Source organism: Bdellovibrio sp. ZAP7 (genome assembly GCF_006874645.1).
Lineage (GTDB): Bacteria > Bdellovibrionota > Bdellovibrionia > Bdellovibrionales > Bdellovibrionaceae > Bdellovibrio.
In genome coordinates, this window is record NZ_CP030082.1 from 2,362,477 (window position 1) to 2,376,480 (window position 14,004).

A 14,004-nucleotide genomic window follows, 5' to 3' on the forward strand; every position below is an offset into this window, starting at 1 on the left:
ACCTATTCCTCCACCGTCATAAATAAACGGGCTTGGGCTTCCATTTTTCTTTGTTCAGCCTTTAAACGATTCATATTTAATTCCGAAGTGGCAGCATCATTTTCGGCGTCGACCACATTCATCGTAATGGTGCGACCTTTATTAAAAAGATCATTCGTCGCGCGCGAGCGATCGTTTTGCAGCTTATTAAATTGCTCGGCACTTTGCACTCGACGAGTCATCTCTCCGTAACGTCGGTTGAGCTCACTCCAGGCGCTATCACTTTCTAAGAGTTGACGTTCCGCGAGTAAGCGTGAAGCCAGAGCATTCTTCTTAGAGGCATCTTTAGCCGCACGTTTAACCGAAGTATCAAACATGTATTTTAAAGTTAATGCCACCTTTGCAGTCGGATTATTTACGTCGCCCAGATTTTGGGTCGCATCTGGCATGTCTTTAGAAAAAGTATTGGTATTATAGGAACCACTTAACACCAGGTCAGGACGGAAGCTGTCTTCAACTTCTTCGGCTTGGACGGCTGCGGCCTTTGCTTCAAGGGATTTTAAATAAGCTTCCATTTGTACAACTCGGCCCTTGCCGCCACTTACTAATGATTCCAATGGACGAGTGGCACTTAAATCCCCTTCCAAATTCGGAAAGGAAGACATCTCTTTAAGCTCCATCGCATCGAGGACCGCCTTTTTTGCCGCCTCCAAATCATCTTCGGCGGTAATCAAGACCAGCTGACGTCCCGCCACCAGGGCCTGACCTTGTAAAAGATCGGCACGATCACTGATCCCATCTGCCACGCGGCGACGAGTCCACGATTCAATTTTTTTAGCGCGCTCCAAAGAACCTTTCGCTGTTTTCAAATTTTCCACAGCGTACAGGTACTCCCAATAAGCGGCTTCAGCTTGCACCAGGACTCCCCGGATTTTATAGTCAAAGTCCCCTTTTTGTGCGGCTGTCGCAGCATCTTGCCTCTCCCAACGAAGACGTGTCGCATGACCGAAAGCATCTTTCCACAAGGATTGAGAAAGAGTTAATCCCAATTGCCCGTAGCCGAACTTGCTGTAAGCCGCAAACTGCGGGTTTACTATTCCTGGGTTATCAAATTGAGTAACCGTCCCCCACAGGGAAGCTTGAGTACCGGAAGAAAACTTTTTCGAGAATCCCAGATTATAGGCAAGCTGTTTGCTTTCAGGAACACCGAACATCGCAAACTGACTTAAAGGATTCTTATCACTTAAATAGCTTACTTCAGCTGACATCGCGGGAACCAATTCCAAGTCGCCGGCCAAATTTCGATCATCTGCCGCTTCTTTTGCGACATCCAAGGCTTTAATTGTTTTGTGATGCATTTCTACGGATTTCAAATACTCCTGCAAGTTCATGGCAAAGGCTTGCGACGATACTAACAGAAAAAGCGCGACACACAGTTTACTTGTCATAGAGATAAGCCCTTCCGTGACTCATTCTTGTTTACCCCAAAAGCGTAAAATAATTAGGGTCAGTAAACAACTCTTTCGATACAACACTTTTAACATTCCAACAAACATACCCGATGTGTGAACTAGAGTAGCGACTTTACCAAAAGAAAAACCCTCGACTGGCGAGGGTTTCACGAACATTTCGATTCAAATGTTAATACTGAAAAGAGACTTAGTTGCTCTTTTTATCTTCCGCAGCGTGGCAGTCAGCGCAACCAGAAGCCGAAGCTTTTTTATCTACGGCACACTCGCCACCGTGGCATGCTGATTTGGCTTTATCCATTCCACATGCACAAGATTCTTTTTTTGCAGTCGATGCACACGCACCCAAAAACAAAGCGACTAAAGATGCGAACACGATTTTTTTCATCAGGACTCCCTATGTTGTTTATCAAACTAACTGAATTTTCTGATTATTTCTCGGGCAGATCAAGGGAACTCTTCCAGACGCACCATGATACTAACCCTGCGCACCAATGAGTATTTTCAGAGCAGAAACATCGTCCTGCCTGCACTTAACGCAAGGTGATATCCCCCGAACCAAAAACTGACAGAATCAATTGTTGAAACTCCAATAATTCTCAAGGTAAAAATTTATCCATTCGCGGGGGGAATAATGGATTTCGTGAGGGGCATGAAATTCGCTACGTTTATGGGGGTCTTTGCAACAGCTTTGCTGAGTGCAAATACGACTCTGGCCGAGGAGTCATCACAGACGATGCCTCCGGTGCACGCATCACAAACGGGCGATTCACAGCAAGCGGTACCCGCTCCATATACAGATAAACCACAATGGCATCAGTTCTATATGATTGATGATACCAACTTGGATCAAGTCACAGTTCGCGGCACTCAAACAATGCCTATGGAACTGATGGCTCCCACGGAACTGATCTCGGCATTCGCCAGAAAAGTTAAAGTGGCAGTCGTGAACTTGCTTCGTTGGAATCAATATAATTACGACATGCCAGTACCGACTGAAAAGTACATGCGCAAGCTGCACTTCGGCCGCTGGATCAATGATCCTTCGGACGAAACCTGCATGAATACACGCGCCAAGGTTTTGGTTCGTGATTCCAAAGGCGAAATCACTTATCGCAATGGCAAAACCTGCGTAGTGGAAGATGGCCTGTGGGACGATCCGTACACGAACACGGAAATCACTTCATCTCGTCAAATTCAGATCGATCACATGGTTCCACTTAAAAACGCTTATATGTCAGGTGCATTTAACTGGGACTATAAAACGCGCTGTTTGTATGCGAACTACATGGGCCTGAAAGAGCACTTGGTTTCAGCCGAAGCTCACCAGAACATGTCCAAAGGCGATAGCGGTCCTGAAGGTTACCTTCCACCGTTTGAACCAGGTCGCTGCCAATACATCCGTAACTGGATCGCCATCAAAATGATCTGGCGTTTGACGTTGAATCCTGAAGAAGCAAAAGCTATCAGTGACAACATCATCAAGTACAACTGCAAGGCTTCTGATTTCGTCTTTACTAAAGATGAATTGGACAACCAACGCAACGTTATCACGCAGAACTTAAACTTCTGCATGATCAATAAAAGATAATGTTTAAAATTCTGTTCGAGGATGACTGGTTTTTAGCGGCTGAAAAGCCCGCCGGTCTTCCTTCGCAAGCGACGGTGGACAAAAGCCGTCCTGACTTCTTCACTCAATTAAAAAAACAACTTCAGGCTGAGCGAGGCGCTGATTTTTATCTAGCCCTACACCACCGCTTGGACCGCGACACTTCGGGCGTGATGATCTTTGCAAAAAACAAAGAGGCGAATGATCCTTTGGCCAATATGTTTAAAAAGCATTTGATCCAAAAAACCTATCGCTGCCTGACCCGCAATCGCAAAATGCCAGAAACCTGGGAAATCCAGAACCATCTGGCTGAAGTGAAAGATCACAAACTAAAAAAAACCAAGATGAAATCCACCACGTCCGGTGGCGATAAAGCTCACACCAAATTCCGTTTGATTGAAAAATTCAAATCAGGAATGCTGGTGGAGGCACAACCGCTGACAGGACGTATGCATCAAATCCGCGTGCATTTGGCAGAAGAACACATGGGTATCTTTGGCGACGACATTTACCCGTGCAATAAAACGCCAGTAGCTCCCCGCCTGATGCTGCATGCACTAAGCCTGGAATTCACTCATCCGTTTACCCACGTTCCGATAAAAATAGAATCTGCTTTACCCGAAGACATGGAAGAATTTATTAAGACGCTCAGATAATTCAGCGTGAATCCTACGAGTTCTGCGACCAACAACCTTGTTTATTACAGAATTCTTCCCGGACATGGTGGACAGAGGCTAGTGATCCTCAGGTACCCTCATTTCCAGTGGCGCATTTCCGACATGTAATCCAACAATGGCTCATAACGGAGAGAAGGAACCATGCCGGATATGGAAAAGAAAATACCAACAATCATCGTTCGTAAACCTCAAACCGACAGCGGATCAAAGTCTGGAGCTGAGGACACTTCAACGATGGATTTCATCCCCAACAAAAACGAGATTATAGAAAACGCTCGCATCAAACTCGAGGAAATCCTCAAGTTGATCGTCGACTTCCCGGAAGAAATTTCGGTGACAGTAACCCAAGGTGAACGCACAACCATCTTCAACATCGATTGTTCAAAAAGAAATTTCGGAAGAATGTTAGGTTCTCGCGGAAAAATGATCGGAAGCCTTCGTAATGTCACGCTAGCGATGACGGCTCGTCATGGAATCCGCTCGATAATAGAAGTTCCTTACTTTTCTCAAGACATGAAGCCACTGAAACAATCGGCATAAACAGATTCACAATTATCCAAACTAGACTGTCACTTTTTAGACCAATTAGTATGCTTATGTAATATGAGCAATGAACTAATTGAAATCGATTCGAACGCCTTACGCAATTTACTAAAGCATCACCAGATGTCCCAGTACGATCTTGCGGTAAGGCTTGATATCTCGACGAAAACCATCCAGCGCTGGATGAACCAAAGTATTCGCCGAGTAAAGCCTGAGACAATCAATAAACTCATGGAAGTTCTGGGTCCAACCGCGGGGGAAATCAAAAGAGACTCCCCTGCTTTAAGTCTGCGCCCCACCGACAAAGCCGTGGCGGAGATTTGTTCTGAACGATCCTTTCAATCCATTCGCTTAACTGATGATTGGAATCGGTATCTGGAAATTCTAAAATCCATTCACACCGAAGCCTTATCCAGTGAGCAATGTTTTGTGATTTCCCGAAACATCGGAATTTCTTCTTTCTATCTGGGAAAATTCCAGGCTGCCAAAATTTACCTTAGCAAAGCGATGAAATACGCAGAACTTTTGCAAAACGAAAATCACATGGGGGATATTCGCAATTGGTTTGCACGCTTGGATGAAGCTGTCGGAAATCTTTTTAAGGCCGAGGACTATTTAAATCAGAACCTGCAAAACCTAGAAAAGATCACTCGCCCCAGTGTTCTGGCAGAGTATTCCTATGTCCGTGGCCGCGTCCATTTGCATCGCTGGCAAAATGCTGAAGCCGAGATCCAACTGCGCCGGGGTTTGCTTACGACTTTAAAAGCGCGCTCCAAACCTTATCCTTTGCTTGCGGCGTGGATGTATCTTCATTTGGTTCATTTATACTTACGTACCAAAAATCTTCCAAAAGCCCAAGCATGCTGCCGTCGATTCTTAAGTACCGCAGAAAGATCCGGGTGGGGCCGTGGGATTCTTTTGGGAAACTATTATTTGGGAATTATTGAAGAGTTTAAAAATGGTTCAACCACGCGCTCGAATCAATATTTTGGCAAAGCTCGCATGATGCACAAATGCACTCTGGTGGATCGCTATTGCCCGCTACTTTCCCAAGCCGAATTTTTGTATTTTACTTTAAAGGGCCGTTACGCTGAAGCCCGAACAATTCTTGCACATAGATTGTTTAAAACTCGCCGTGCGGAATTTTATCTGGCATCGACTACGATCGATGGCCTATTGCTTTCAAAATTAAATCCTGGCAGCCATGGCATCCGCAAAAGCATGATCACGAAGGCTAAAGAATACTATCAAACACAGGGCATTCAATACCCTCTGGCTTTGATTGAAAAACTTGAAGGGCGCACAGAAGTGTCACCTCAAGAAATCGCGGAATTTTACTACTACTAATCTGCACTCGTTAAAAACTAAAAACCCCACATCGCTGTGGGGTTTTAAAAAGTCATTATTTTTTTGCGAAAGTGCAAGTATCTGAAGTCGTTCCGTTACCGTAGTCTTCGCTGTATGTGTATTCAGCTTTAACTGACAAAGCGGCCTCGGTGCGAGACAATACGAAGTTTGTTTCTTCGCCATCCCAACCCCAGTCACCCATTTTGATTTCTGTTGCAGTGACGCTTTCAAGTTTAGAGATCGCAGAAGAGTAAATCGCCACCTCTTTGAAAGCTTCTGTATCACCAGCAGTCAAGCTGACGTAAACGCTGCCTTTACCGTTGATCACTGTATAGTCGAATTTCAAGCTGCAAGGGTGACCGTTAGCTGCTTTACCCGCCGTCAAATCGTAACCGCGAGTGTATGAGCGAAGAAGTTGGAAGGTATTCAAAGCCTCATCAGGCAATTGAGATGCTTGAGCGAAACCAGAAATCATAAGACCAGTCAAAAGAACCACTGACGAAAGCGCTTTCATAAAAAACTCCCTATTAGGTTTTGGCTGGAACCTCTTTTACTCGGGAATGGCTTTTTATGAAACAATATTCTCTGGGACCATAGAAGGATTACCCGACTCTCGCAGGATTTTAACAATTAAGGCTCATCCGGGGTTTGTAGAGCACTCTCGCAAACCAGATCAGATTGCTTTACAGAGCAGGAATAAAGCTCATTGGCATCGGCAGAAGGGCTCGAAATACGACCATAAACCGTCGCCCCCAGCTGCCAGAATTTAAGCTGACCGATACCCCAGGGACGAGGGATTTGGGTCTGTTGAAAGGCCGCCTCGTATATCGCCATCGCGGAATAGCTTCCACCCGGCGTATAGTAAAAACAGCGCGGATCCCGGGCCACTTGCTCGCACCCCTGGCTGGAGCAAACGTAATCGTTTAAAATCACATCCACCGGTGAATCGGCATGATAAACGGTGACCTTATTTTCGTTTCCCGCTGCCGTAATCGAAAAGCCCATAAAGTTATTGGAAGGCTTATTTAAGCCCAGATTGTTCTGCTTAGCATAGATCTGCAAGGCCTCCAGCAAGTCCCCTTTAAAAGAGCTTTCTGCCGCAATGACCGGTACCGATAGAAAAAGAGCACATAAGAACAGTCTGAACGCATTTCTCATAGAGGGTAGATCGGAACCCACCCTTATTACTTAACCAAACGTCTGAATGACTAGACTTAGTTATGTAAAACGCGACAACCGTACTGTAGCACTATGATTCATCAGGGAATGTTTCGAACTTCCTGATCTTTTCAAGATCGACATCCCAGTTGGCTTTACTTGAACAAAAAATATGAGCATTGGGTTTCATAGAAACCTCGCCGTCTAAACTTCCCGCAGGAACGACCAGCAACTGCCCATTCATCTGCAGACCCGGCAAGGCCGAACCACATTCGCTGCAAAAGCTTTTGGAATGGCGGGTACCTGGCAAAGTAAAACTCTTTACCAACTCCTCCCCACTCAACCATTTTAGGCACGTTTTGGAGGAGAACAAGTTCGCTCCGTGAGCAGAGCCTGTGTCCTTTTGGCAGTGCTTGCAGTGACATAAAAAGAAGCTTTCAAAGCTGCCTTCGATTTTAAACGTCACTCGCTGACACAAACAAGAACCCTGATATTGATTACTCATGGGATTATGGTGCCATACTTGCCTGATATTATGGCAAGTCTTTGGTTTTTAGATTTTAACGCTGCGCCTAAAGTTGACCTTTAAGCAAAGACAGGTATCATCTGTTCTTCTTCGCACGATTTGCCTCGGTGGCGAAATTGGTAGACGCACAGGACTTAAAATCCTGGGATTCCTTTACAGGGTCGTGCCGGTTCGATTCCGGCCCGAGGCACCATTCCCTCTCCAAATTTCTTCGGACAGTCCTCGCTCGGGATTACTTCTTTTCATTTAGTTTTGTTTTTGGCTCGATGTTTTTTCTATGGCTTCGTTGTAGCTACAGAGGACTGCGGAACTTGAAATTTGGAGAGGGAATGGTTTTAGTGTTTGGGATTAGCTGGCCCCTTCGGGGCTCGCTTTAGTGGGGCATGTGAAATTACCGCGAAGCCTTGCGAATAAATAAAAAAACCGCTGAATAAAGTCAGCGGGTTTTAATAATCTTTTTGATGGCTCGTTATTCGTTATCAGACTTAAGAGAGAATGGTTTTACATCGACCAGTTCCAAAGTGCGAACTCCGCCTTCAACTGTGTCTTTGATCACGATGATGTATGAAGTACGCATGTTATGACCGTTGTAAGCCTTCTCTTGAGTGTTCACCATCGCAATTTGCTTGTTATATGATTCACCGCAACCCATGCGCACGTGAGCAGCCAAGGTCGGCTCTGATACCCAAACGTAAACTTCGGCTTTGCGTTCTTGTGCTGCTTTTTGTTCAATTTTGTAAAGCTTAGAATTTTTATCAGCTTCCATGTTTTTGATGAACTCACGTACAGTCTCACCATCAGTGGAGTTTGCACCATTTGAACAAGTATCAGCGTAAACGGCGACGCCTTTATCGCTCGAAATCATTTTCAAAGGTTCCACTGGAGCTGGTGCTGCGAAAACAGAACGTGCTACTAAATTTGTGACTATAAAAACCAACATTTTTTTCATAATGAATTCTCCCAAAATTGTTTTGCACCCAAGCTACATGCAAGTGTGCGTTGAACGAAGAGAGGTTTAATTCAGTATGTCGGTCGGTGTATATTAGAGATATTCGAATCCAAGCTTCGAATTATTTGAAGGGAGTCCGCAATGGCCTCCATTTAAAGACAGACAATCCAAATTGCGAATCGGAAAATGAAAAACCTGTTCCTTCGCTTGGAACAGCATTTAGCGACTGTTGTTAAACACCTGTGGCAAAGGAATGTCGGTGGATTTTAAACTGTCCAAACGTAAAGATCCTTTTACGGTTTTTGGAAAAGTTATGCCTTCGGCTGATCTAAGAGATTGCAGATTCAAATTTCCATTTACAATGCTTGGAAAAACCAATCCCGGAGCCTGCTTCAGATAACTCAACTGAATGTTTCCTCCAACTTCCAAAGGCAATTTAACTCCTTGGGCATGAATGACATCATCCATTATTAAATCACCAGTCACCTTGCGCGGGAAAATCATCCCTTCTGCAGAATCTACTCTCATAAACGACAAATCCCCATGCAACAGCTCTGGCATTTTTTGAGTAGATTCAAGAATAACCAGATTGCCCACAAGGACTTTAAAGTTCTGACCTGCGTTAATAAATTCTGCCGCTGAAAGCGCGATCTCTTCTTTTTTATAACGACCATCGAAAATCAATACGTAGTCTTCTTTAAGATCGCGCTTAGCGAGGATCTCGTCTATACGCGGATCTTTTTGATGACCGAATCCTTGAATAGGTCTTTCCACTTCGCGAAGAAAGACAAGTTCGTCTTTATTTAAAGACTGTCCTAGGCGAAATTTCTTTTCGATGAGGGTAAGCTTTTTCATATCCGCATCTTTTTGCGCAAATGCGGCTCCACGCTCACCAAAGGAATTCACTTTATCTGAAACGATTGAAGTCGAAAGAATCTGCGAATCTAAATTCTGATCTTTACCGACACCGCGAACTTCAGCAATCTGATCTCCATCCATGCGAATCGCGGCACGAGGCAGAACGCTTTGTCCTTTATTATTTTTGCTATAGTAGACATAAAAATCACCACTGCTTAACTGTCTTTGTGCCGTGGCTTCACCAGAGGTACACCAACCTGTATTACGACCTTCCAAAGACTTAACCAACGGCATGTGGTCAGAACCGCGATCATAGCGAACCCATTGACCTTCGTTGGTTAAAAATGATCCTTCCCGACCGATGCCTAATTTAAACAAGGCTTGCCCATACAATTTACCGAAACTCATGCCCTCCAGAGCTTTTAGAAATACTGGATCTTCGATATCAGCCAAAGACTTCTTATTTACTTTTCTGACAACAACATCGGCAACATATGCCAAGGCCTCGTGATTCACTTCAACATAAGGAGCCACAGTTTCTTTGCTTCTATTACCAAAGCCGCCCGTTTCGGCGTCAAACTTTGAAAGCTTTGTCATACCAGTGAACATCCAGTACTTCAGCCACATCGGATAGACCTGGGTGTCTTTGGAAACTAGATAGTCCACCCACAAATCCAAGGACTGTTGTTGATCTTTAATGACTGTTGCCGCGAGCTCAACTCTTTGTTGGGCATTCAATTTAACGTCACCGTGACCGCGCTCTTTGGCGATACGCGCTTGCTGTGCATAGTAGCTTTCAGGTACATCCAAAGGATTCATCACGTATTGATTGCGCAGAATTTCCTTCACTTGCTCTCTGGCAAAAGCGGAATGACTGGCTTTAGCTGAAACTTTAGCTAACTGTCCCAACCACGCATTCAACTTATCACCGGGTTTAGACACTGAAGTGCCGGTAGTTCTTTGGGATTGCTTTACGGTCCTTTCAACGAATGACGAAGTGTGAAGTTTAGAGTCTTTTTCGTGAAGGAAAAGAGCACCTTGCCTAAGTTCGGCTTTTTGAATACTTGTAAAAATACTGGAGCATGACTCTGCGGCGAGTGTCTCATTTTGAAACAGCACACTGAACGTCAAAGAAAATAGGAAGACACCTGTAAAGAGTCTAACCATGGCTGAAAGCCAAAGGCCTTTATCTTTGAATTGAGTACGCATAAGAGATTCTCCTAATATGCTGTACTTCATTTTCAAGAATGGGACCTAGGATACTAGAATATGAATCCACCCATGGTGATATAGATGGTATAAAGCTGAGAGCGGCCATCCAAGGCCGAGCGTGCGACAACAACAGGAACGTCTTTGTCCATTTGAATGCCGCTTTCACGAGTCATCCACTCACCCGTCGCCGAGACTTCCCAGAACCAGATATTCTTTTTTTCTGTTAAGCGCATGCCGCCGAAAGCGATGCCAACCATAGGGCCTTCGAACTGAATGCGGCTATAGGCCTCTTCAAATTCAGGCAATTTCTGACCATCTGTATAGACGACATTCACACTGGTACCCGTAAAAAAACGGAAGTAAGGAACTTGCTCGTCATACCAGCCTTGCGGCAAACGATAACGAAAGCCCACGCCAAATTCAGTTCCCCAAATGCGCAGTTCGTTTATTCGCGCAAATTTAATCAATGAACCTGTTTCTAGTGCCCACCGATCATTTAAGTAGTAACTCACATCCGTTTTGATCGCGAGACCCATCGCGTACTCTCGTGCGGATCCCTCTGCCAGATAAACTCCGCCATGAATTCCAAGACCAGCATCAATGTGCAAGCCCTCACGCCAGATTAAATCCACGGAAGGTAATTCGGCTGCAACATTCACGATGTCCGTTTGCGCATGAGCTGACCAGGATACTAACAATGACAAAATGAGGGAAAAGAATTTTGAAGTTCTCATTCAAAACTCCAAGACAGATTCACCCCATGAAAGTTTTGAGATACAACCGGCACCGCCACATATCCATATCGAGAACTTTTCAACAAACTAAATGGATTGAATACATAACCCAACAGCCGATTCGACCACGTTTTTTTAGAGTGAAAATAGAGACTTAATTTTTCAAAACCGACACCCACGACAGTCCCCAGCACCGGGGTCTGATAAAGATCTTGATAGCTGGGAGCTTCAGTGACAGTTTCAATTGTAAATTCAAACGCTGTCGACGAAGCCACCGTCCATAAAAAGGCTTCGGTTTCCGTGTACCCGCGCGAACGATAGAATTGATAATACAATTCACCCGACAAAGAGTGCTTAAAGATATTATAATCGTAAGTATCTTTGTCGTACTCAGCATAAGAGGGATTCGTGATCCAGTTATGAAAGGATCCGTGCTCCTGAATGGTCTCTGCTTGAGTGATAGCATACACAACCCACTGCAAACCATACATGATCCCAAAGTTTTTAAGCTTTTCATATTTTTCAAACTCTGGTTTTTCAAAATGACGGTACTCTTCATAAAGACCGGAGGGATCTTTTTGAAAAGAAGGTGTTTCCTCTTGCGCATGAGCGGGAGACGCCAACAAAAGGGCTGCACTCAGAAAAAGTGCACTAAAAATCTTTAGAGAACTGAACAAGAAGGCCTCCGTCAATAGGCACTGGATAGATCATGGTCGTATTCTGTTTCTGACTGTCGGTCACAAGGGCACTCGCACGGCCCCAATAAATTCCGAGCGCCGCTGCCGCAACGACATCACTTAGCCAATGGACTTGTGCGGATATTCTGGATGCCGCAATAAAAGTTGCCACGCCATAGGAAGCCGTCCCCACCCAAGGCCCGTAGGAATAAGCCATCGAAGTCGCAATCGCAAACGCATTCGATGTGTGACCTGATGGCCAAGACCAACCGCGATCTCCTGTCGGTCGTTGTCGATTGATACTGGCCGCCAATGTTACATGAGTCACTGTCGTTAATAACATCGCACGGAAAGTTTGTAGACCGCCCGGTTGATCCCACCAAAGTTGGGAAATTGCCAGGATCACTCCAGGGCTGCCACTACCAAGGTAACCACCCAGTTGCTCCCAGGAGTCCGACATGATCGTGTGATGCTGAGTATACTCAAATACTTTATCATCCTGAGTACCGGCCGCGGCGGAAGCCATTAAGCCCCCAACAATAATTCTTGCACCCTTCTCATCAAAACCTTTTACGATAGTTGGTTTTAATTGGTCATCCCACACCCACGGGAAAAATGCTTTGCCTTCGGTTGGATCATGCCACTCCCCCTCGCCAGAGGCGAACGAGACATTTGAGAGTGAAAAAAGCAGGAATGTGATTGCGGCTAACAAACGGCGAGCTGTCATTTTTTTAGTTTAACTGCATTTCAACATTCACGTCAAAAGCGATCTCTCTTTGCTAGTCTTTCAAAAGAGGAGTAAAACAGAAGATGAGGTTCATCTATGTCCCCTACTCCCACCTCCACTCACTCCGCATCCCCCGCTTCAAATCGTCTTCTGTGGTTAGTCGCCATTGGCTTTTTCATGGAGACCCTTGATTCAACGATTGTGAACACCGCCCTCCCCAGCATGGCAAAAAGTCTGAATGCCAGCCCACTCCTGATGCAGTCAGTGGTGATTGCATACGCCCTCACAATTGCCGTCCTGATTCCCGCGTCGGGTTGGATCGCTGATCGCTTTGGCACTCGTCGAGTCTTTTTCTCGGCGATATTTTTATTTACGATTGGATCCTTGTGCTGTGCGATCTCACAAACTTTACCTCAGTTGGTGGCATCAAGGGTTTTACAAGGAGTCGGTGGTGCGATGATGATGCCCGTCGGTCGTCTTGCAGTACTTCGTGCATTTCCGGCAAACCAATTTCTTCGCGCTATCAGTTTCGTCACAATCCCCGCTCTGATCGGACCCTTGATTGGTCCAACACTGGGGGGCTATCTTGTCGAGTACGCCTCGTGGCACTGGATTTTTTTAATAAATATCCCCGTGGGAATTTTGGGTTGCATTGCAACTTACATCGACATGCCCGACATTCGCGGTGTGGAAGTACCAAAATTTGACTTGGCTGGCTTCATCATGCTGTCGACATGTATGGTGATGATCTCCTTTGCACTGGATGGAATGTCGGAATTAGGTTTTCAACATGCGACCGTTTTATTGTTAGTTATTTTTGGTATGGCGGCACTGACCGCTTACTGGCTTCATGCCCGTCGCCATCCTCGCCCTCTATTCTCGTTAAAGCTTTTTAGTTCGCAAACATATACTATTGGACTTCTTGGAAACCTGTTCGCACGTATTGGCAGCAGTAGCATGCCTTTCTTAATTCCTCTGTTTTTACAGATTAGCTTGCATTACTCACCATTTGAGGCGGGACTCACAATGATTCCTGTAGCTCTTGCTGGGATTTACGCTAAAAAATTAGCAACGCCTCTTATCATGCGTTTGGGCTATCGCAAAACCCTTGTGTTCAACACCTTGTGTGTCGGGATCATGATGGCAAGCTTTGCGTTGATCACCGTCGATCAACCCAAATGGATTCGGGTTCTTCAGCTGTTATTATTTGGAACTGTGAATTCACTTCAGTTCACAGCGATGAACACTCTGACACTTAAAGATCTGAATGCGAAACTCGCCTCCAGCGGGAACAGTCTGTTTTCCATGGTGCAAATGTTAGCGATGAGCTTTGGCGTGGCGGCAGCTGGAGCTCTACTTTCCACCTTTGCCACGCACTATCCAGCAATGGAAGGTGGAGGCATGGCTTTGCAAGCGTTCCGTGCCACTTTTCTTTGCATGGGGCTGATCACTTGCAGCTCGGCCTGGATATTTTGGCAGCTACCATCCGAGATGATGGCGCGCGCCGAAGATCCAAAGAAAGTTACCGTCGAATAGATT

15 protein-coding genes and 1 tRNA gene are annotated in these 14,004 nt (G+C 45.3%); 6 read left to right on the forward strand and 10 right to left on the reverse strand.

Annotated features, from left to right (window positions below; translation table 11 throughout):
• Window positions 1-2: 2 nt before the first annotated feature.
• Window positions 3-1,427, reverse strand: a complete 1,425-nt coding sequence (locus DOM22_RS11380; protein ID WP_142700490.1) for a TolC family protein — start codon at window positions 1,425-1,427, stop codon at window positions 3-5.
• Window positions 1,428-1,638: 211 nt separating this feature from the next.
• Window positions 1,639-1,836 carry a hypothetical protein gene (locus tag DOM22_RS11385; protein ID WP_142700491.1) on the reverse strand — a complete coding sequence of 66 codons (198 nt, stop codon included), beginning with the start codon at window positions 1,834-1,836 and terminating at the stop codon, window positions 1,639-1,641.
• Between the two features lie 264 nt (window positions 1,837-2,100).
• Between DOM22_RS11385 and DOM22_RS11390 the strand changes: the two genes are divergently transcribed.
• The 4 genes from DOM22_RS11390 (at window position 2,101) to DOM22_RS11405 (ending at window position 5,624) form a co-directional block, all read left to right on the forward strand.
• Complete coding sequence (locus DOM22_RS11390) at window positions 2,101-3,039, forward strand: HNH endonuclease family protein (RefSeq protein ID WP_142700492.1); 939 nt, start codon at window positions 2,101-2,103, stop codon at window positions 3,037-3,039.
• On the forward strand, window positions 3,039-3,713 hold the full coding sequence (locus DOM22_RS11395; RefSeq protein WP_142700493.1) for an RluA family pseudouridine synthase: 675 nt from the start codon (window positions 3,039-3,041) through the stop codon (window positions 3,711-3,713). The genes DOM22_RS11390 and DOM22_RS11395 overlap by 1 nt, the downstream gene beginning before the upstream one ends.
• Window positions 3,714-3,884: 171 nt before the next feature.
• Complete coding sequence (locus tag DOM22_RS11400; protein WP_168196636.1) at window positions 3,885-4,274, forward strand: KH domain-containing protein; 390 nt, start codon at window positions 3,885-3,887, stop codon at window positions 4,272-4,274.
• Window positions 4,275-4,337: 63 nt separating this feature from the next.
• Window positions 4,338-5,624, forward strand: coding sequence for a helix-turn-helix transcriptional regulator (locus DOM22_RS11405; protein WP_142700495.1), 1,287 nt, complete (start codon window positions 4,338-4,340; stop codon window positions 5,622-5,624).
• A 55-nt stretch (window positions 5,625-5,679) separates the two neighbouring features.
• On the opposite strand, the gene DOM22_RS11410 is transcribed toward DOM22_RS11405, so the two are convergent.
• The 3 genes from DOM22_RS11410 to DOM22_RS11420 form a co-directional block, all read right to left on the reverse strand.
• The gene (locus DOM22_RS11410; protein WP_142700496.1) at window positions 5,680-6,138 is read right to left on the reverse strand and encodes a hypothetical protein; all 459 of its coding nucleotides are present in this window, start codon (window positions 6,136-6,138) and stop codon (window positions 5,680-5,682) included.
• A 116-nt stretch (window positions 6,139-6,254) separates the two neighbouring features.
• Window positions 6,255-6,782: a hypothetical protein gene (locus DOM22_RS11415; protein WP_142700497.1), complete on the reverse strand. Its 528-nt coding sequence runs from the start codon at window positions 6,780-6,782 to the stop codon at window positions 6,255-6,257.
• A gap of 91 nt (window positions 6,783-6,873) precedes the next feature.
• Complete coding sequence (locus DOM22_RS11420) at window positions 6,874-7,287, reverse strand: GFA family protein (protein WP_142700498.1); 414 nt, start codon at window positions 7,285-7,287, stop codon at window positions 6,874-6,876.
• 122 nt (window positions 7,288-7,409) lie between these two features.
• On the opposite strand from DOM22_RS11420, the gene DOM22_RS11425 reads away from it, so the two are divergent.
• Window positions 7,410-7,501: transfer RNA gene (locus DOM22_RS11425), tRNA-Leu, on the forward strand.
• Between the two features lie 276 nt (window positions 7,502-7,777).
• On the opposite strand, the gene DOM22_RS11430 is transcribed toward DOM22_RS11425, so the two are convergent.
• The 5 genes from DOM22_RS11430 to DOM22_RS11450 form a co-directional block, all read right to left on the reverse strand.
• A complete protein-coding gene (locus tag DOM22_RS11430) occupies window positions 7,778-8,257 on the reverse strand; it encodes a hypothetical protein (protein WP_142700499.1) in 480 nt (159 codons plus the stop codon).
• A gap of 219 nt (window positions 8,258-8,476) precedes the next feature.
• Window positions 8,477-10,324 carry a hypothetical protein gene (locus DOM22_RS11435; RefSeq protein WP_142700500.1) on the reverse strand — a complete coding sequence of 616 codons (1,848 nt, stop codon included), beginning with the start codon at window positions 10,322-10,324 and terminating at the stop codon, window positions 8,477-8,479.
• Window positions 10,325-10,377: 53 nt separating this feature from the next.
• Complete coding sequence (locus DOM22_RS11440; RefSeq protein WP_142700501.1) at window positions 10,378-11,061, reverse strand: hypothetical protein; 684 nt, start codon at window positions 11,059-11,061, stop codon at window positions 10,378-10,380.
• Entirely contained in the window at window positions 11,058-11,738 is a 681-nt protein-coding gene (locus DOM22_RS11445; RefSeq protein ID WP_142700502.1) for a DUF3943 domain-containing protein, read from the reverse strand. Before DOM22_RS11445 ends, DOM22_RS11440 begins: the two co-directional genes overlap by 4 nt.
• Entirely contained in the window at window positions 11,713-12,465 is a 753-nt protein-coding gene (locus tag DOM22_RS11450) for a phosphatase PAP2 family protein (protein ID WP_142700503.1), read from the reverse strand. The genes DOM22_RS11445 and DOM22_RS11450 overlap by 26 nt, the downstream gene beginning before the upstream one ends.
• 96 nt (window positions 12,466-12,561) lie before the next feature.
• On the opposite strand from DOM22_RS11450, the gene mdtD reads away from it, so the two are divergent.
• Window positions 12,562-14,001: a multidrug transporter subunit MdtD gene (gene mdtD, locus DOM22_RS11455; protein ID WP_142700504.1), complete on the forward strand. Its 1,440-nt coding sequence runs from the start codon at window positions 12,562-12,564 to the stop codon at window positions 13,999-14,001.
• Window positions 14,002-14,004 lie beyond the last annotated feature (3 nt).

Bases quoted from the DNA above. Each gene is read 5' to 3' on its own strand.
- DOM22_RS11380 (WP_142700490.1), bottom strand. From the start codon at position 1,427: ATGACAAGTAAACTGTGTGTCGCGCTTTTTCTGTTAGTATCGTCGCAA.
- DOM22_RS11385 (WP_142700491.1), bottom strand. From the start codon at position 1,836: ATGAAAAAAATCGTGTTCGCATCTTTAGTCGCTTTGTTTTTGGGTGCG.
- DOM22_RS11390 (WP_142700492.1), top strand. From the start codon at position 2,101: ATGAAATTCGCTACGTTTATGGGGGTCTTTGCAACAGCTTTGCTGAGT.
- DOM22_RS11395 (WP_142700493.1), top strand. From the start codon at position 3,039: ATGTTTAAAATTCTGTTCGAGGATGACTGGTTTTTAGCGGCTGAAAAG.
- DOM22_RS11400 (WP_168196636.1), top strand. From the start codon at position 3,885: ATGGAAAAGAAAATACCAACAATCATCGTTCGTAAACCTCAAACCGAC.
- DOM22_RS11405 (WP_142700495.1), top strand. From the start codon at position 4,338: ATGAGCAATGAACTAATTGAAATCGATTCGAACGCCTTACGCAATTTA.
- DOM22_RS11410 (WP_142700496.1), bottom strand. From the start codon at position 6,138: ATGAAAGCGCTTTCGTCAGTGGTTCTTTTGACTGGTCTTATGATTTCT.
- DOM22_RS11415 (WP_142700497.1), bottom strand. From the start codon at position 6,782: ATGAGAAATGCGTTCAGACTGTTCTTATGTGCTCTTTTTCTATCGGTA.
- DOM22_RS11420 (WP_142700498.1), bottom strand. From the start codon at position 7,287: ATGAGTAATCAATATCAGGGTTCTTGTTTGTGTCAGCGAGTGACGTTT.
- DOM22_RS11430 (WP_142700499.1), bottom strand. From the start codon at position 8,257: ATGAAAAAAATGTTGGTTTTTATAGTCACAAATTTAGTAGCACGTTCT.
- DOM22_RS11435 (WP_142700500.1), bottom strand. From the start codon at position 10,324: ATGCGTACTCAATTCAAAGATAAAGGCCTTTGGCTTTCAGCCATGGTT.
- DOM22_RS11440 (WP_142700501.1), bottom strand. From the start codon at position 11,061: ATGAGAACTTCAAAATTCTTTTCCCTCATTTTGTCATTGTTAGTATCC.
- DOM22_RS11450 (WP_142700503.1), bottom strand. From the start codon at position 12,465: ATGACAGCTCGCCGTTTGTTAGCCGCAATCACATTCCTGCTTTTTTCA.
- mdtD (WP_142700504.1), top strand. From the start codon at position 12,562: ATGTCCCCTACTCCCACCTCCACTCACTCCGCATCCCCCGCTTCAAAT.